Genomic DNA, 19,630 nt, shown 5'->3' on the forward strand with positions numbered 1-19,630 from the left:
TTTGGTTTAAACACAAAAGATAAATTGATAATTTATCACTCTAAATACTTGATTTGTTTTTTCATTGGTTTCTTTTCGATACTATTTGGTTTTAGGGTTATTATTTTATTTGAATATTTTTTGGTTATTTTTTTTATGCTTTTAAAGAGTATTTCAATCGATTTTTCGCCATGATTATCCCTGCCAGAAATTCCGACAGAAATAACTTTTCCTAAAAAAACATGGCAACTAAAACTATTGAATACTAACTCAAATTAAACTTTCTCTATCAATTTCTTCAAGCTTGTATATACCGCCAACTCTACATCTGCGTGATCTTTTGTATTACAGGCTTCGATTAAATTTTTTAAATCTGTTATTTTTAATGTCTGTTTATTATCTAAAAAAAGTAACAATTGCTCTGATGCATCACTTAATTTTTTAGCCAAAGGCAAAATAGGTTGCATCAGTGGGGCATTTTCACTCAACTGAATAAGTTCTTTATTTATAACCACCCATTTGCTTAAAAAAGCAACGACTTTTGCTTTGTTTTCGGGAGATTGAGTTGCTAAATACTGATTGACCGCTTCATCAAAAGGAATCACATCCGGGGCATCCGGTGTGCATGCATCGGCAAAAAGAGTAAATGGAGAATACATTTGATATTCTGTTCCGTCTTTATTTCTCGAATATCCTTTTAAGGGTTCGCAAACATTTGAAAACTCATCAAGTGCTTTTATGTTTTGATTGTTTACAATATTTCTAAGGATAACTGCTTTATTTCGAATGTGAGTCAATCCTAATTCTTCTAATCGAAAAGAAACTGTTTCGAGACGTTTGCGCATATTGGCAACATCCTTAATTTCTTCGGCAGACCAAAGTCTCTCGGCAATCGCTGCTGTCCTTGGCCATAGTCTTGAATCTATGGTTGTTCGTGTTACCAATTCTGTCCACATAGTTGCCTCGCCTCCTAATATTCTGGCCTTTTCCTCGGTAGATAATGATACTCCTGCCGGCATCGGATCGTTGAGATAATGGCTTTCGACACCCAGTACCAAATCGATATAATATCCGTTTGATAAAACAGTTTCATAACCATTTTTTACGGCATTTATTAAGGATTGACGCGTTGGAACTCCTTCGTTAGCGCCTTTCCAAGAATGAATAATAGCGTCTTTTGTCATGTCTTTTGTCATGATTTCTTCCCAACCCATTAATTGTTTTCCATGTTTTTTGAGCATCGGCACCAGCTGCATCGTAAAATAAGTCTGCAATTCGTGATTTGTAGCCAATTTGTGCTTCTTTTTAAACTCTTGAATTTTCGGGTTCGCATCCCAATCTTTTCCTTCATTCTCGTCTCCTCCTATATGAAAGTAAGCACCGGGAAACAAAGGACAAACCTCATCAAATAGTTCGCTTAATAGCTGGTATGTTTTAGGATTTGAAGGATCTAATGTTGGCGAAAAAATACCAGCATTTCTTTCAATTCCATAGGTTACGATTGCCGTTCCCTGAATATTTTTTTCTGAAGTTCCGCCCGTGAGCGTCATTACTTTACTTCCTATTTCGGGATAAGCCGTTAAGATTGCCGATCCGTGACCCGGAACATCTATTTCTGGTACTACCAAAATACCACGCTCATCTGCATATTTTACGATGTTTTTTATTTCTTCTTGCGTATAATACATTCCATCTGAGGCCAATTCTATCAGCTTTGGATGTTTTGGCGTTTCGATTCTCCAACCTTGATCATCAACCAAATGCCAATGAAAAACATTCATTTTCATCGCTGCCAATCCGTCTATATTTCTCTTAATCACATCCACCGGCTGAAAATGTCTTGCGACATCAATCATCAAACCTCTCCATGTAAATCTGGGAAAATCTGAAATTTGAGAATTCGGAAAATAAAAAGAAGTAGCATTATTTTGTAACAATTGTAATAACGTTTCAAGACCGTGCAAAGCCCCTAAATCGCTAGTGGCGTTAAGTATAATTTTATTTTGTTTGATCTCTAAGTGGTAACTTTCGTCTTCGTACAAACCAATTTTTCCGTTCTTATCACAATTAATTTGCAAAGAAGCCGAAGGAAATTCATTTAATTTTGAAATAAAACCCTGTTCAAAAAACATTCCTGTTCTACCATCTAACCTACGCAAAAAACGAGTAACTCCCCCAAAAATCCTAGAGTTAGGATTTCCGGTAATGTTTACTTTAAAATTTTTTTCCAAAGTAAAATTACCATCATTTAAAACAACGTTTTGAGGCCAGGGCATAAGATTTAGCTGCTCTTTTTTTGTTTGAGCAACAGTTGTTAAACCCGCAAATAGTAGGACTAATAAATATTTCATTTTAATTTTTTTTTGAAAAGTGGTTCTCCGAAAACAACCATAATAAATAAGGAAAATCAACAAAACTCAGACGACCTCTACTAAACCTCACTTTCGCTTGACAGCTATCTGAATTTTGTAATTTGACTCCCTTTAAACCGAATCTTAAAGAAACCTTTTAGTAATCAAAACGCTTAAAAGCTTCGATCGCTTCATATTCTGCAAGACCTAAATCGTCATACAAAACGGCTGTATTTTTATTGCGATCCTCTGCCCTAACCCAAAATTCTCTGGAGTCATTTCCTTGAAACATCACCCTGTCTTTCTGAGATTGATGGTACAAAATAGCATGACGTTTGAGTAATACTTCTGATGGAGAAAGTGGCACCGCCATATCAATTTCGTGAATATCCCACTCGTGCCAAGCGCCTCTGTAGAGCCATAACCAGCAATCATCCATGTAGGGTTGCGGTTTTAGCTCGGCCATGGCGGCAAAAATAGCATTGAGACAAACTTCATGCGTTCCGTGTGGATCGGCGAGATCACCAGCAGCAAACACCTGATGCGGTTTTATTTGAGCAATAATATCTTTTACGATCGCAATATCTTCTGCGCCAAGCGGATTTTTCTTGACCTGTCCTGTTTCGTAAAAAGGAAGATCCAAGAAATGAGTATTTTCATCTTTTAATCCGATGTATCTTGTTGCGGCATACGACTCTCTTCTGCGGATAAGTCCTTTTAATTTTCGAACTTCCAAAGAATCTATTTGATTTTCAGATTTGTTATTCAAAAATTGAATGACCGATTTAAAATTAATTTTACAATCATTATCACCCACAAAATCGTTGCAGACTTCAGCAAACTTTAGTGCTTCATCATCTGTAACCGCTATATTTCCAGAGGTTTGATATACCACGTGTACATCATGTCCTTGTTTTATCAATTTTGAAAAAGTTCCACCCATAGAAATGACATCATCATCTGGGTGTGGACTAAAAAGAATGACTCTTTTTTTGGCAGGATTGGCTCTTTCTGGTCGGTGAGAATCATCTGTATTTGGTTTCCCTCCGGGCCATCCTGTAATAGTATGCTGCAATACATTAAACATATTGATATTCAAATCATAAGCAGAACCTTCTTGCGCCAAAAGATCAGACATACCGTTATTGTTATAATCACGATCTGTCAATTTTAAGATAGATTGTTTTGTTTTTTGGCACAACCAAACAATCGCTTTACTTTTTAATTCTTGTGTCCAAATACACTCTCCAACGAGCCAAGGCGTTTTAAAACGGGTTAGTTCTGAAGCAGCAGATTGGTCTAAAACAAAAGTGGCATTAGAATGATTTTGTAAAAATGTAGCAGGAACTTCAGAACTAATATCACCCTGAATGGTTCGTTTGATGATATCGGCTTTGTTTTGTCCCCAAGCCATTAATACGATCCTTTTGGATCTCATAATAGTAGAAACTCCCATGGTAATTGCTCTTTTTGGAACATTATCGATACCATTAAAATCAGATGAAGCATCTACTCGTGTAATATGATCGAGTGTAATAATGCGCGTTCCCGAGTTGATGTGCGATCCCGGTTCGTTGAAACCAACGTGACCTGTACGTCCGATACCTAATAACTGAAAATCAAGGCCTCCGACATTTTTAATATTCATCTCGTAGTCGATGCAATATTGATTCAATTCATCAATTGCTACAGTACCATCCGGAATATTAATATTGTTCGGATTAATATCAATATGATTAAAAAGATGTTGGTGCATGAAATAGTGATAACTCTGATTATTCTCTCTGTTCATCGGATAATATTCATCCAAATTAAAAGTAATCACATTGCTAAAACTCAAGCCTTCCTGTCTGTGCATTCTCACCAATTCTTCGTATACTTTTATAGGAGAAGAGCCTGTTGCTAAACCCAATACGCAAGTTTTTCCTTTTTCTTGTTTTGATCGAATTAGCTGAGCGATTTCTTGTGCTACAATAACTGAAGCTTCAGCCGAATTTTTGAAGATTTCGTTGTGAATTTTTTCAAATCTAGTCTCTTCAAATTTTCCCGCACTTTTATAACTAATATCAGGTTTTATTTCTAAAGCACTTTTCATTTTTTTCTTTTTGAAGTAATTATCGCTTTGGTTTTTGAAATAGCATAGCTAATTTTCATTACCTATGCTATTTACTAACCAAACTTAATATTCTCTTTTTTTTTATTTTTCTAGAAGTTAGGACCAGTAGTATCCCACCAAAGTCGTGTTCCTCCGTTGTCTGCACCTCCTAATTTAGCAACACCAGAAGCAACGCCTCCTGAATTACCGGCTTTCTCAGATTGTACAAAATTTATTCTTCTTACCCCAAACTCAGTTGTAATGGTACCTCCACTGTAATTTTTAATTACAGGGAAAAGTTTAGGATATCCAGTTCTTCTGTAATCAGACCAAGCTTCTTGTCCTTCAGGGAAACCTGCGATCCATTTTTGAGTAATGATTTTTTGCAGTTTTACTTCGTTAGTTGCAGCGGCATCCCATGCAATAGTAACATTGTTTACTGCCGGAGAATTATTTACAGGAAAATTAGGGTCTACATAAGCTGTAGGTAATTTTACATTATCTGCAATATAAGCGGCTGCACCAGAAGCTCCTCTTTGCTCAAATGAAGCCGTTATACCTGCTTCGTATAATGATTTGGCATCACTTCCCATGTTCCATCCTCTCAAGGCTCCCTCTGCTCTTAGGAAATAAGCTTCGGCAGTTGTCATAAGAACAATTTCTTTGGATTTAATAACAGCACCAACACCCGAAAAATCCTGATGATCTGATTTGGCTGCAATATCAATACCTGTGCGTACTCCTTTGTACTGCCCCGGAAATTGAGTCGAAGTATCAAAATAAGTAGCAATTCGGGGATCACTATAACCTGTTAAAATAGACTCCATATCGGCAGACATGCGAATATCTAACCAAGCACCACTAATGGTAGAAATTGGATTATTATAGACTGGAGATACAATTTTGAATAAATCAGCATTGGCAGTAAAAACACCAAATTTTTGAGCCACAGCTTTTTCAGCTTCCGTTTTTGCCAAGGCAGGATTTACTTTTACAATACGCATTGCTAACCTTAAACGTAAGGTATTGGCAAATTTTACCCATGCTTTATAATCTCCTTTGTATCCAGACAAATCAGTTGTGGCAAAACTTGTAGCCTCGCCAGCATCTACTCTTTTGGTTAATTCGGCAACTGCAAAATCTAATTCGGCAAACATTTGCGTGTACACTTCTTGCTGAGAATCATATTCTATCGTTGCATCTGTAGTTCCAAATTTAGAATAAATAATAGGACCGAAAGTATCTGTTAATCGGTGCATACCTTCCACTTTTAGTATCAGTGACAATGCATAAAACTGATCGTATTTACCTTTCGATTTTTGTGCAATATCGTATGCATTAAACATTACGTTACTATACGCATAATCCCAAATAAATCCATTCCAACCATCAACTAATGAGTAAGTTGTATTGTTTATACCTCCTGCAAAACCGGTTGGAGTTGCCATATAACCTGACCAAATATCACTATTTAAGCCCTGTTGTAATTGGTATACCCATTCTGGTGTCAGAACCTGAATATTGTTAAACATCGGAGCAAATCCTCCTTTAATATGATTAAAATCTTGTTCAAACAGTTCGGGAGTAATCCCATTGGGATTTGTATTAATATCTTCAAAATCACCTGTACAACCTACTGCTGTAAGTAGCGAAATACAGATTGCTGTTCTTTTTATCGTATTTAATTTCATGTGTTTAAAATTAGAATGTTACATTTAAATTAAGACCTATACTTCTTGTAGATGGTAATCCGTAAATATCAACACCTTGTAAACCCTCACCCGTACTCAATGCAATATTTGGATCAAACGGTGCATCTTTGTAAAGGAAGAATAAGTTTCTGGCAATTAAAGAAACATTTGCTGTTTGGATAAAAGGTAAATTTTTTGGGTTAAAATTATAGCCAATAGAAATCTCTCTTACACTTACGTTGGTTGCTTTGTACACATATTCTCCTGTAATTCCTGCTCTACCACCTACCAGAGTGTAGTAAAGTTGCGCATCCATGTTTGAAACTGGTGTTCCATCGCTGGCTCTTACAGCATTAATTGGTACTCCGCCCGCATTTCTTGCATCTCCTGTAGCTTTAGAAACACCAAAAGAATCATTTTGAGCCTGTGTTAAACTCATTACGTCACCACCAAAACGACCATCAATTAATACATTTGCAAAGAACGAACCTACTTTGAATGAGTTAGAAAAACCTAACATAAAATCAGGATTAGAATTACCAACTTCTTCAAAATCAGTTTTTTGAATAGTACCATCATCATTCAACAACATTCTTCCCTGAGCATCTTTTTTGATGTTTATACCTTCTATAACACCAAATGGCTTACCTTCAATTAAAGCGTATCTGTAACTGTTTACACCCGCCTCAGTAAGATTAACTCTACCTCCTAATTCAGTAGGGATTTCTTTTACTTTATTTTTGTTTTGAGAGAAATTAATGCTTGAATCCCAAGAGAATTTTTCTCCTCTGAAAATACCTGCTGTAACAACTGCTTCAAAACCTTTATTCTCTATGCTACCTGCATTGATACCATAAAAATCAACTCCTTGCGAGTTTCCTTTTGGCGCTACAACCTGTAAATATTGGTTTTTAGTTTCTGAATTATAATAAGATAATTCAAATCCAAATCTGTTATTAAACATTCTCCATTCTGTACCTACTTCATACTCAGATTTTAACTCAGGTCGCAATGAAGTTCCTTCCTTTGGTGCAACTTTTGGTTTTGGATCTGTAACACCAGGGGTATAATAGTAAGTTGGAACCGTTACAAATGCATTAACATCATTACCCACCTGAGCATAAGTCGCACGAACTTTACCAAAATTAATAAACTCCGGAAGTGTCGTCATTTCGCTAATGATAGCTGTTACACCAACAGATGGATAAAAATATCCAGCATTTTTTGTGTTTGATAAAGTTGAAGACCAATCATTTCTTGCTGCAATATCTAGATACAGCATTTCTTTGTATCCAAAAGTTGTAGCGGCAAATACCGATTGAATTTCTCTTTTGGCATCAATTGTTTGATAGTTACCAGAGTTATTATTGAAATTTTGCAATGTAAACCAGTTAGCATATTTTAATCCAGCGCCAATTCCTGAATCAAGAATAGTCTTTTGATTTCCTAATGTATTGTTGATACTGGTACCAATATTTGCATTAAAAGTAAAATTTTCGCTAAAGTTAGTGTTAATAGTAGCTATCAAGTCGGCATAACGCTGTGTACTTAACGTATTTTCTACATAATAACGACCGTTTTCATGAGATATCGTACCTTGTGTAGTAGCATAGATTTTTTTATCAAAATCACTTTCTATCCTGTTATAGCTATATCTACCAGCAATACTTAACCATTTATTTGCTTTATATGTCAATGCTAATGCACCATTAAAAAAGTTGTTTTTGTCTTCAGATTTATTTCTGTTAATTGCCCAATATGGGTTTTGCATAATATCTCTGTTTGTCATCCAGTTTTGAGCCATTAAATTTCTGTTTGGATCAAAAACTTCATAATTATCTTTATAGAAATTAAAATCATTTCCTCTTGGCATCAAATACACTCCTGTTAAAGGATTGAAATAAAAACCACTCACAGGTTTATTGATTATCGTTTGAGAAGTATAATTTGCACTTGCCGTAAAACTAAGTTTATCCTCAAAGAACTTAGCGGTCTGACGCACACCAAAGTTATTTTTCTTAATACTATTGCCCGGCATAATCCCCGATCCAGATGTATTAGAATAGGTAAAAGAGGTAGTAGAATTTTCTGCAGAAGTAGAATAACCAAGAGAGGTAATTTGAGTAGTTCCCGTTTCGAAGAAATCTTTTACATGGTCTTTTGATTTTCCTGCAACACCCCAAGATTCATCAGCTCCCGGAGCAGCAATATAATCTGTTTGGAATTCCGGCAAATACGCAGCTGACTCAAAAGTAGTTACTGATGAAGCCGAAAGTACTGGTTTACCCGCTTTGGCTTTTTTAGAAGATAATAAAATAACTCCATTAGCACCTTGGCTACCATATAATACAGATGCAGCTGCACCCTTTAATACAGTCATCCCTTCGTAATCATCAGGATTGATTAAAGAAACAACGTCTCCTCCGTCACGGTTTCCTGTAGATGTACTACCGAAACTATCATTTGGTTGTCCCGAACCACCATTATATAAAGGAATACCATCAATAACATATAAAGGCTGATTATTAGAAACAGAAGAGTTTCCACGAATAACAACCTTTGTAGAACCACCTGTACCACCCGCGCTTTTGGTTACGGCAACACCCGCAATTTTACCTGCGATAGTGTTGATAAGGTTGGCATCTTTTACACGAGTCAATTCTTCGCCTTTCAGCTCCTGAGCAGCATAAGTTAAAGATTTTCTGGTTTTCTTGATACCTAATGAAGTTACGACAACTTCAGTTAATGCATTAGAAGCACCTTGTTGCATTTTTACATTTATTGTAGTTTCATCTCCTACCACTATGTTTTGCGTCTCAAGACCTACATAGCTAAAAACTAAAGTCTGTCCTTTTTGTACTTCAATGGTGTACAAACCGTCAAAATCGGTACTTGTACCTTTTTGACCTCCTTGCACAGCAACAGATGCCCCTGGTAACGGCATCCCATCAGAATCTGTAATCACACCTTTGATATTCTTTACCTGAGCAAGCGAAACTTGCGTTGTAAAGGCAATCATAAAGATTAAGAAAATTTTTTTCATGTTGATTTATTTTGTTAGTTATGGTGTAAATTTATTCTTAAGGTATTGTTAAAAAAAATAATTTATACAAACTGCTTTAAACTTTAAACCAACGACACAAAACAATCAATAATACGTTACACGAAAACGTTTTCAGTCAGAAATACTACATCTTTTTAGAATAATAATAAAATTTTATTTAAAAAAATTGTGTTTTTACTAACTAATTGTTTAAAGTTGCAAAATATTTTTCAGCAACAACAATTAACAATAACCTATTCATTATTATAAAGTGAGTGAAATTCAGAAAGTAAAGTTTGATATTAAACTTCAAAATCATATTTGGTTCTGGGGTATTTATTTTACTCTTAATTTTTTGAGATGGGGCGCTTACTTTAACGACTACACCTATTCTTTCCAATCAAATCTGATCGAATTTTCACTACATATTCCGCTCGTGTATTTTAACCTTTTTGTTCTGGTTCCCCGACTTGTATTAAAACAAAAATACATACCCTACACGATTGCTTTATTGTTGAGTTTGTTCGGAGTATATTTGATAAAAACCGCGCTTACCTATTATGTCATTTCAGAAAATATTTGGCCCGAAGCCAATCGCGAATACCATCCTTTTGATATCAATCACATTCTGGCAGTTTGCATAGGAGAATTGTACGTTCTCGCGATGGCTTCGTCGGTTTATTTAACCTTGACATGGTTGCGCGAAAGAGAACGAAACAGGTCGTTGCGCGAGAATCAATTCAAAATCAAACTAAAATATCTTGAAAATCAGATTCAGCCTCATTTTTTCTTCAATACTTTAAATAATTTATATGCGTTGTCTTTAGAATCATCCAATAAAGTTCCAGACGTTATTCTAAAATTATCACGGCTAATGGAATATGTTTTGTACGACATAAAATCGACTAAATTTGTTCCGTTGGTGAAAGAAATAGAGTATATTCAGAATTATATCGAAATCGAAAAGCTTCGTTTTGAGTATGTTGAAGTTGCAGTAAATCTCGAATCGAATATCGAAGATGTTAAAGTTCCGCCTTTAATTTTTATCTCACTGGTAGAAAATGCCTTTAAACACGGTGGTTTTAATAATCAGGATTTGAAAATAAAAATTAACTGCAAAGTTATTAATAACAAAATCCTCGACTTTGAAATCATCAATAACTTTGTAATTTCGCAAAAAAAGAATCAAAAAGGAGGTATCGGATTACACAATACCAAAAAGAGGTTAAAATTAATTTACAAAAACAATTTTGGCTTAGAGCACAAAACAAAGTTTAATTACTATATAATCCGTTTGCAAATACCCATTTATAATGAAGATTAAATGTCTGTTGGTTGATGATGAGCCTTTGGCGATCAAAGTGATACAAAATTACCTTGCTAATTTTGTAGATTTTGAGGTTGTGGGCACATTTTATAACCCGTTAGAAGCTCTGGATTTTATAAACACAACACCTGTAGATGTTGTGTTTCTTGACATCAATATGCCAATGATGACGGGTTTTGAATTAATCAGTTTAATCGAGAGCAAAACCAAAGTAGTTATCACGACTGCCTTTAGAGAATTTGCCGCAGAAAGTTATGATTTGGATGTTTTAGATTACTTAGTAAAGCCTATTCCGCTGCCAAGATTTATAAAATGCATCCATAAAATTACCACAGAATACAATTTAAAGAATAATATCAAAGTTGAAACCAGCAAAGGAGATTCGCATATTTTTATTAAGGTAGATAAAAAAATGATGAAAATCAATATGGAGGAAATCTTGTTTGTCGAAGGAATGAAGGAATACATAAAAGTGGTCACGCCCGATAAAACGTACATCACCCACAAATCATTAACTTCATTATCAGAAGAATTGCCTGCTGAGCGTTTTATCCGCATTCATAAATCATACGTTATTGCACTCAACAAAGTAAAATCTATAGAAGGCAATCGCATCCAGATTTTATCTTACACCATTCCGATTGGCCGAAATTACAGTAAAGAAGTCAAAAACAAGATATTAGAATAACCGCAACATTTTCTGCATTTTAAAACCCTAATAACTAACACATTGTTGAATAATATGTGCTGTTGGTTTAAATTTAACATTATTTGTGTTGTTTTATTTTTTTTTGATAATTGTAACAAATATATTTACGGTCTTCAAAAAACATTAAATTAAAAATTAACCTTAACACATTATGAGTTCAGAAAATGTACAGACCAAATGGGGACAATTTATCTCGTTGATAATCGTCTTCTTCTTTTGGGGTTTTGTTGGGTCTGCCAATGATATCCTAATTCCAGTTTTCAAAAAAGTATTTACTTTATCGCAAGTACAATCACAACTAGTGGCTTGGGCATTTTATGCAGCTTACTTTGTAGGATCAATAATTTTCTTTTTAATATCTCTTAAAATAGATGTTTTACAAAAATTTGGATACAAAAAAACACTATCTGCCGGATTACTTCTTTCTGCTGTGGGTTCGTTTTTGTTTGTTCCAGCAGCTACAATGGAAAGTTTTCCGTTCTTTTTAACCGCTTTATTTACAGTAGGTTTAGGATTTTCTATCCAGCAAATCGTTGCCAACCCTTTGGCTATTAAAATGGGAAGTGCCTCAACAGGAGCTCACCGTCTTACCTTGGCTGGTGGTGTTAACTCTTTTGGAACCACCATCGGAGCTATTTTACTAGGAATTGCTTTATTTGGAATGGGAGACAACAAAAACACTTCTCTTTCATTAGAAGATATCAAATTGCCTTTTATCATTCTTGGACTTGCCTTTATTCTGGTAGCCATTTTTATGTATTTGTCTAAAATTGAAGATCCTGTAAAAGAAGAAGTAGTTGTAAAAGTAGCGCACGAAAAATTTAATATTTCAGACTATCCTCAACTATACTTAGGAATGTTAGCTATTTTTATCTATGTTGGAACAGAGGTAACCATCATCAGTAATTTACCCGCTTTACTTCACACTGCCGAATTTGGTAATGTTCTGGAAGATGCAATTGCTCCATTTATTGCCCTATATTGGGGAAGTTTAATGATCGGACGCTGGAATGGTGGTGTAAACGTTTTTAACACATCCAACTTAGTCAATACAGCATTAAAATTTATTGTTCCAGCTTTGGCATTTGGAGTAATTATTGGTGCTAACATTTTTGCTGCACATGATGTTTCGTCTTTTTATATTTACCCAATCTGGATCTTATTGTTTATTGCTATAAGTTTTGTTGGAGGTAAAAATGCCGGTAAAACTTTAATGCTTTTCGGAATATCAGGTTTGATCATGATGTTGGCAGGATTAGTTTGTCCGAGTCCGGAAATTGCTAAATTCTTCTTTATCTCAGGAGGTTTATTCTTATCGATCATGTGGCCCTCTATCTTTGATTTGGCGATCGCTGGTTTAGGCAAAAACACTGGAAAAGCGTCTTCATTCTTAATCATGATGATTTTAGGAGGTGGAGTTATTCCTTTAATTCAGGGAAGTATTTGCGATATCGATGTTACAAATCCCGAAGGTATATTTGGTATTACCTGGACACATTTCTCTTATGTTGTGCCACTTTTAGGTTTTGCTTATTTAGGTTTCTACGGATTTTACTGCCCTAAAATATTAAAAAAACAAGGCATTAGTTATATCCAAAGCGAAGGCGGAGGTCACTAATATTCTTTTCAACCATAAAAAAATTCCATCTGCAAACGTAGATGGATTTTTTTTTATGTGAAATGTTTTATGTAAGAAGTGAGATATTTTGCTAAGTTACTAAGGGTCTGAGGTGTATACTTAATTCTTTTTATCAGAAAATTAATTCTACCTACAAGTCACTTTTCACTATTTACTAATCACTAAGTACTAACCACTACTTATTTCCTTTCTCAAAATCAGCAACAAACTGCGCCAATCCAATATCTGTCAATGGGTGTTTCAACAATCCGTAAATAGCAGAAAGAGGACCTGTCATTACATCAGCACCAATTTTTGCACAGTTTACAATGTGCATCGTGTGGCGCACAGAAGCTGCCAAAATTTGAGTCTCATATCCGTAATTATCATAAATCTCTCTAATCTCCTGAATCAGGTTCAGACCATCAGTAGAAACATCATCCAAACGACCAATAAATGGCGACACATACGTTGCACCCGCTTTAGCAGCCAACAAAGCCTGGCCAGCAGAGAATACAAGCGTTACGTTGGTTTTGATACCTTTATCAGAAAAATATTTTGCAGCCATAACACCCTCTTTGGTCATAGGCAATTTTACAACGATTTGCTCGTGCAATTCGGCCAATTCCTCACCTTCCTTAATCATTCCGTCATAATCCAGCGCATTTACCTCAGCACTTACATCGCCTTCAACCAGATTGCAAATGTCTACATAATGCTTCAAAATATTGTTTTTTCCGGTAATTCCTTCCTTCGCCATCAACGACGGATTGGTCGTTACACCATCTAAAACACCTAAAGCTTGTGCTTCTTTAATCTGAGCTAAATTAGCTGTGTCAATAAAAAACTTCATATTATATCTATTTAATTGTGTTCGTATTTTGGGCGTGACCACAAGGGTCGGGCTTTCTGTTGCAATCTTTTGTTTTTTAAAGAAAAAAACAAAAGGATTTCCACTCCAATCCCTCACGCAAATTTCGTTGCAAAATTACAACTTATAATTATTTAAGAGAATTGTTTTTGTTCAATTCTTTTAGCTCATCCCTAATTTCTTCGAGAACATTAAGAGTATCTTCTCTATAAAGTTCTGCATTATTTATCCGGTCACTTATCGATTTGAGTAGTCTTCGAATAATGATCCAAAACGCAACAAGAAACAAAATACCAATTGCTACAGGTATAAACTCATTAATATTTTCCATGATTTTATAATTTATAATGGTTCATTAGCATCTTTTCATACACTTTGTCGGGAAGCGCACGTTTCAAAACAATCGAAAACTTTTGCATAAAAGCGCCCACTTTATAATGTATTTTAGGCGATTTTTGCTGTACAATTTGGTACACGGCTTCGGCCATTTCGTTAGGATTGCTTCCTGCGTCAACATGCTCATTCATTGCTGCAAGCGTATCTCCATATACTTTTTCGTAAGCCGAACCTTTAATCACAGGCGCATGAAAACGCCCCGAAGCAATATTGGTCGCAAAATCTCCTGGTGCGATGTTGGTAATTTCAATACCAAATTGCTTCACTTCCATTCGCAACGCTTCGGTAACCAACTCCAAAGCCCCTTTTGATGCCGAATACACACTTCTGTACGGCAAACCCATGTAAGCCGCAATTGAGGTGATATTAATAATCAGACCCGATTTTTGCTCACGCATTTGTGGCAAAACTGCTTTCATCACTTCAATCGGCCCAAAGAAATTGGTTTCAAAATTATTCTTGATTTCCTCCATCGGAATCTCTTCCAAAGGTCCTGTAATTCCCACACCAGCATTATTTATGACCACATCCAGTCGTCCAGAAGTTTTGATAATATTGGCCACCGCAGCCTTTATAGATTCGGCATTTCGAACATCTAACGCCACAAGCGGAAAAATAGAATTTAATACTTTTTCAGGATTTCTGCTCGTTCCGTACACAACGAAACCTTTTTTATGCAAAAATTCTCCAATAGACTTTCCAATTCCTGACGATCCTCCGGTAATTAAAACAACTTTATTCATTGCTTGGTTAGATGTTAAATGTTATATGTGATAAGTTAAATATGATTGTCTGTAATCAGATTTGATGCTATAGGTAAAAACTTCTCAGTTACGACAAGCCCAAAAATAAAAAAATCCTCCATAAGGAAGACTAGTTTTGTAATAATTCTGATAAAAGAATTTCGATAAAATAAAAAATGGCAAGCGACCTACATCGCACCGCTCAACCACGTACCCTTGCTATGTTCCCATCCTGGGGGAGTCTGCAGGAGCTGGTCGTGTAGGACTTGCCGGTGCAAATATACAATCTTTTTATATTTTTGCAAGAGCTTTGTTGCTATAAAAATATCGTCGTATATTGGCTTATTCAAATTTTAAACTATGAAAAATTATAACTTCCTAACTGTCATTTTATTAGGAATCACATTAATTGGATGTGGGGACACAAAAAAAGGTGAAAATTCTCTATTTACGATCGATGATTCGGCTTTTCCAGCCCATTTTTTATCGTCAGAAGCAGTTTCGATAGGTATTTTAAACCCAAAATCGAAAGAAATTGACAGTATTGCGTACACCATAAACGATAAAAGAGCAGGAAGTACAAAAGGTACTGAGAAATTCAAATTCGAATTAAAAGACCAAAAATTAGGCTATCAATACCTCAAAGCAACTGTTTATTTTGGAGCAGATTCCTCTATTGCCACCAAAAGAATCGAATTGGTTTCAAATGTGACTCCAAAATTATTAAAATACAAAGTAATCAATACTTATCCTCATGACATTGCATCATTCAACGAAGGTTTAGAATTCCACAACGATACTTTGTATGAAAGCACAGGACAAAAAGGAAGTTCTTACATAAGAAAATACGATTACAAAACAGGCAAAGTCTTCAAACAAGTTGATCTTGACCAACAATATTTTGGCGAAGGCATTACGATTGTAAACGGTAAACTGTACCAATTGACATGGCAAGAGAACAAAGGTTTTATTTATGATGCAAAAACCCTAAAACTTGAAAAAACTTTTAATTATGATAAAAAGATAGAAGGTTGGGGAATGACCAATGACGGAAAGTTTATTTATCGCTCTGACGGAACTGAAAAAATCTGGAAAATGGATCCAAACACTCAGAAGTTGATCGATTATATCAATGTTTATTCAGGAGAATCAAAAATAAAAGCCATTAATGAATTAGAATTAATTAACGGAAAATTTTATGTAAATGTGTGGCAAAAAGACGCTATCGCAGTGGTAAACCCAATATCAGGAGCAGTTGAAGGTATTCTCGACATGTCTGGCTTACGCAAATTAATGACCGGCGTTACTAAAGACGATGTTCTAAACGGAATTGCTTACAACCCAAAAACAAAAACAATTTTTGTAACGGGTAAAAACTGGAATAAAATGTTCGAAATCACCGTTTCAGAATAAACAATATGATTACTTTAATAACCAATATAAAAGAGCTGTTACAAGTTCGTGAAACTGCTATTGATAAAGTTTCAGGGGCAGAAATGGCAGTACTCCCTACCATAAAAAATGCTTTTTTAATACTCAAAGATAATCTTATAGAAGATTTTGGTTTAATGGAAAATCTTCCTAAAATCAAAGCCGATAAAGTTATTGATGCCACAGGAAGAATTGTTTTGCCTTCTTGGTGCGACAGCCATACACACATTGTATACGCAGGCAATCGCGAGCAGGAATTTGTAGACCGAATCAACGGATTTACGTACGAGGAAATCGCCAATCGTGGTGGCGGAATTTTAAATTCGGCTAAAAAACTCAACGAAACTTCTGAAGAAGAACTTTATGAGCAATCCAAACTCAGATTGGAAGAAGTCATACATTTAGGAACTGGTGCGGTCGAAATAAAATCGGGCTACGGTCTTACAGTTGAAGGCGAATTGAAAATGCTGCGCGTGATTAAAAAACTAGCGCAAAATTATCCTATTGCAATAAAAGCTACTTTTTTGGGCGCACACGCTTTTCCGTTGCATTATAAAGAGAACAAAGCGGGTTATATTGATGAAATCATCAACAAAATGTTGCCGGAAATAGCGCAACACCAACTAGCCGATTATATTGATGTTTTCTGCGAAACGGGATATTTTTCTGTAGAAGAAACACAGAAAATTATAGCTGCGGGCATTCGATTCGGCTTAAAGCCAAAAATTCACGTCAATCAGTTCAATTCTATTGGCGGAATTCAGGCTGGAGTTCGATTTAAAGCCCTTTCTGTCGATCACCTAGAAATTATGAATCCAGAGGATATCGAAGCTTTAAAAAACTCCGAAACGATGCCTGTTGCCTTGCCATCGTGTTCTTATTTTTTAAGTATTCCCTACACACCTGCGCGAGAAATGATACAAGCGGGATTGCCTCTGGCATTAGCCACAGATTTTAATCCAGGCTCTACTCCTTCCGGAAATATGAATTTTGTAGTAGCAACGGCTTGCATCAAAATGAAGATGACTCCCGAAGAAGCTATAAATGCTGCCACCCTAAACGGTGCTTATGCAATGGGACTTTCTGAGACTCACGGGAGCATTACAAAAGGTAAAAAAGCCAATTTGATCCTGACAAAACCTATTTCGTCTTATTATCAAATTCCGTATGCTTTTGGCAGTAATCTTATCGAAAGTGTTTTTATAGAAGGTAAAATTATAGTATAAAAAAAGAGGAGCCGTAAAGCTCCTCTTTTTTATAATAACATGTTTTTTTAGACTTATTTTAAAGTAAAACTTGTTTTAGAAACCAATTCGTCATTATCAAATACATTGATAAAATAAGTTCCTTTTTCAAAATCTTTACCAATTAAATCTTCAGAAACATTTACTGTTTTATTTTCGTACTGAACAGTTGTTTTAAAACTGTAAGTTAATGATTGCTCACCAAAATTTTCTGTTTTCTTATCTCCTAAAACATTGTTTTTGCTATCAATCACTTGTACATAATATGTTTTATCACCAGATTTTGCGATTTGATTTTCAGCAATCGTAAAACTAACTTTTAAAACGTCTGCACGGCTTGCTTTATCAGTCTCGATTTGTTTACCAGAACTTTTTACTTTGTAAGCAATTGTTTTAGTATTCAAAACAGATAATTTTGCTCCTTTTTCAACAGTTTTAGCTAACTCCTCATTTTGACCAACCAAAACTTCGTTGTATTTTTTAGATTCTCCTAAAACCACAATAGTACTATCTCTCTGAATAGTTAATACTCCGTTTTGTTTTTTCAATTCGTCGTTTTCTGCCACCAAAGTTTTCATTTTAGTTTGCATCGCCTGAACTTGGTTTTTGTATTTAGATACATCACCTTTAGATTTATTCAAATCATCCATTAGCGCTACTACTTTATCTCTTTCCTGAATTAATTCATCAGACATAGAAGTATTTTCTGCAATGGCTGCATCATAAGTAGATTTTAATTCTTGCAAATCTTTCATAACAGATTCTTTCTCTGTTAGGGTTGTAGTAAGTTCTGTCTTAACTACGTCTGTGTCAGAAGACAATTTAAAAATATACACTAAGCTACCAATAAGTAGGACTGCTAAAACAGCGATAACTGCCTTTAGACTTGAGTTGTTGTTCTTTGGGTTTTCCATATTTAAATAATTTTCTTTAAAACAAATTTAAGAATTAATATAAGGTTATAACGTAAGTTAGTGCAATTATATTATTTTTGAACAATATTTTTTTTCATGGAGAAATTAATTCCTTTTACTGTTAACGACTTAGCCAGGGTAACCAATCACCGAAGCGGCGAAATAAAATTCGGAGAAAAGATGATTGTCATTCCAAAAGGAGCCGACATCATTCAATTTCTGAAAGAGACCGATGCTAAATATGTCCTTTTGGGCATCCCTGAAGATATTGGCATACGTGCTAATTTCGGGCGTCCTGGTGCGGCGTCTGCTTGGGAAAGTGCGATCAGAGGAATTGCAAATATTCAGCACAATCGTTTTTGCAAAGGCAGCCAGATCATTGTTTTAGGTCAGATTAATGTAAGTCAGGAGATGCGTGACGTCGAAAACTTAGATTTTAATGATATTGATGACCGCTCAAAACTCAGTCAGTTGGTCGAAAAAATAGACAAAGAAGTTTCGCATATTATTTTTAACATTGTCAAAGCAGGAAAAACTCCGATCATTATAGGCGGTGGTCACAATAATGCGTACGGAAACATAAAAGGTTCGGCTTTGGCCAAAGGAAAACCGATTAATGCTATCAATTTTGATGCACATTCAGATTTTAGAATTCTGGAAGGACGTCATAGCGGAAATGGTTTTTCTTATGCTTATGAAGAAGGTTTTCTAAAAAAATATTTCATTTTTGGTTTACATGAAAACTACACCTCAAAAAGTGTCCTCGATATTATAAAAAAAATAGAAGATCGTGTACGTTACAACACCTACGACAGTGTTAACATCCGTAAAGAAAAAGATTTTAGCAGAGAAATGTTTTATGCTTTAGAATTTATCAAAACAGATGCTTTTGGAATCGAAATTGACTTAGACGCCATTCCTAACATTGCCAGTAGCGCAATGACTATCAGCGGTTTTTCGATCGAAGAATTACGTCAGTTTATTTCGTTTTTTGCCCAACATAAAAATGCGACCTATTTGCATATTTGCGAAGGTGCTCCCGATCTGGATGATTCACAGAACAAACATTTAATTGGCAAATTAATTGGATATTTAGTAACCGACTTTATAAAAGCAAACAACGAAAAAGAGTAATTTACGCAAAGATAATCAACTGAAAACAAACACTTTTACCAAATAAAGCAATATTCGGCTAAACGATTACGCGAATAAACCTAT

14 protein-coding genes and 1 other RNA gene are annotated in these 19,630 nt (G+C 35.2%); 6 read left to right on the top strand and 9 right to left on the bottom strand.

What is annotated here, in order from left to right:
- Positions 1-254: 254 nt before the first annotated feature.
- The 4 genes from J3495_RS01965 to J3495_RS01980 all read right to left on the bottom strand — a co-directional run bounded on the left by J3495_RS01965 (position 255) and on the right by J3495_RS01980 (position 9,159).
- Positions 255-2,330 carry a beta-N-acetylhexosaminidase gene (locus J3495_RS01965; RefSeq protein ID WP_210664881.1) on the bottom strand — a complete coding sequence of 692 codons (2,076 nt, stop codon included), beginning with the start codon at positions 2,328-2,330 and terminating at the stop codon, positions 255-257.
- Positions 2,331-2,487: 157 nt separating this feature from the next.
- Positions 2,488-4,425, bottom strand: a complete 1,938-nt coding sequence (gene nagB, locus J3495_RS01970) for a glucosamine-6-phosphate deaminase (RefSeq protein ID WP_210664882.1) — start codon at positions 4,423-4,425, stop codon at positions 2,488-2,490.
- Between the two features lie 110 nt (positions 4,426-4,535).
- Complete coding sequence (locus J3495_RS01975) at positions 4,536-6,116, bottom strand: RagB/SusD family nutrient uptake outer membrane protein (RefSeq protein ID WP_210664883.1); 1,581 nt, start codon at positions 6,114-6,116, stop codon at positions 4,536-4,538.
- 10 nt (positions 6,117-6,126) lie between these two features.
- Positions 6,127-9,159 carry a SusC/RagA family TonB-linked outer membrane protein gene (locus J3495_RS01980; RefSeq protein WP_210664884.1) on the bottom strand — a complete coding sequence of 1,011 codons (3,033 nt, stop codon included), beginning with the start codon at positions 9,157-9,159 and terminating at the stop codon, positions 6,127-6,129.
- A gap of 271 nt (positions 9,160-9,430) precedes the next feature.
- On the opposite strand from J3495_RS01980, the gene J3495_RS01985 reads away from it, so the two are divergent.
- The 3 genes from J3495_RS01985 (at position 9,431) to J3495_RS01995 (ending at position 12,813) form a co-directional block, all read left to right on the top strand.
- On the top strand, positions 9,431-10,483 hold the full coding sequence (locus J3495_RS01985) for a sensor histidine kinase (RefSeq protein WP_210664885.1): 1,053 nt from the start codon (positions 9,431-9,433) through the stop codon (positions 10,481-10,483).
- A complete protein-coding gene (locus J3495_RS01990) occupies positions 10,473-11,174 on the top strand; it encodes a LytR/AlgR family response regulator transcription factor (RefSeq protein ID WP_210664886.1) in 702 nt (233 codons plus the stop codon). The genes J3495_RS01985 and J3495_RS01990 overlap by 11 nt, the downstream gene beginning before the upstream one ends.
- Before the next feature lie 172 nt (positions 11,175-11,346).
- Complete coding sequence (locus J3495_RS01995) at positions 11,347-12,813, top strand: MFS transporter (protein ID WP_210664887.1); 1,467 nt, start codon at positions 11,347-11,349, stop codon at positions 12,811-12,813.
- A gap of 196 nt (positions 12,814-13,009) precedes the next feature.
- Here the strand turns inward: J3495_RS01995 and fsa are convergent, their stop codons facing one another.
- The 4 genes from fsa to ffs form a co-directional block, all read right to left on the bottom strand.
- Positions 13,010-13,666 carry a fructose-6-phosphate aldolase gene (gene fsa, locus J3495_RS02000; protein ID WP_095383453.1) on the bottom strand — a complete coding sequence of 219 codons (657 nt, stop codon included), beginning with the start codon at positions 13,664-13,666 and terminating at the stop codon, positions 13,010-13,012.
- A 148-nt stretch (positions 13,667-13,814) separates the two neighbouring features.
- Complete coding sequence (locus tag J3495_RS02005) at positions 13,815-14,015, bottom strand: hypothetical protein (protein ID WP_210664888.1); 201 nt, start codon at positions 14,013-14,015, stop codon at positions 13,815-13,817.
- A gap of 4 nt (positions 14,016-14,019) precedes the next feature.
- Entirely contained in the window at positions 14,020-14,823 is an 804-nt protein-coding gene (locus tag J3495_RS02010; protein ID WP_210664889.1) for an SDR family oxidoreductase, read from the bottom strand.
- Between the two features lie 174 nt (positions 14,824-14,997).
- Positions 14,998-15,095: signal recognition particle sRNA small type (gene ffs, locus J3495_RS02015), an RNA gene on the bottom strand.
- Between the two features lie 88 nt (positions 15,096-15,183).
- On the opposite strand from ffs, the gene J3495_RS02020 reads away from it, so the two are divergent.
- Positions 15,184-16,236, top strand: coding sequence for a glutaminyl-peptide cyclotransferase (locus J3495_RS02020; RefSeq protein ID WP_210664890.1), 1,053 nt, complete (start codon positions 15,184-15,186; stop codon positions 16,234-16,236).
- Between the two features lie 5 nt (positions 16,237-16,241).
- On the top strand, positions 16,242-17,480 hold the full coding sequence (gene hutI / locus J3495_RS02025) for an imidazolonepropionase (protein WP_210664891.1): 1,239 nt from the start codon (positions 16,242-16,244) through the stop codon (positions 17,478-17,480).
- 53 nt (positions 17,481-17,533) lie between these two features.
- On the opposite strand, the gene J3495_RS02030 is transcribed toward hutI, so the two are convergent.
- Entirely contained in the window at positions 17,534-18,412 is an 879-nt protein-coding gene (locus tag J3495_RS02030) for a hypothetical protein (protein ID WP_210664892.1), read from the bottom strand.
- Between the two features lie 96 nt (positions 18,413-18,508).
- On the opposite strand from J3495_RS02030, the gene J3495_RS02035 reads away from it, so the two are divergent.
- Positions 18,509-19,546, top strand: coding sequence for a formimidoylglutamase (locus J3495_RS02035; protein ID WP_210664893.1), 1,038 nt, complete (start codon positions 18,509-18,511; stop codon positions 19,544-19,546).
- The last annotated feature ends 84 nt before the right edge of the window (positions 19,547-19,630 follow it).

Source organism: Flavobacterium geliluteum (assembly GCF_017948595.1).
GTDB classification, from domain to species: domain Bacteria; phylum Bacteroidota; class Bacteroidia; order Flavobacteriales; family Flavobacteriaceae; genus Flavobacterium; species Flavobacterium flavipigmentatum.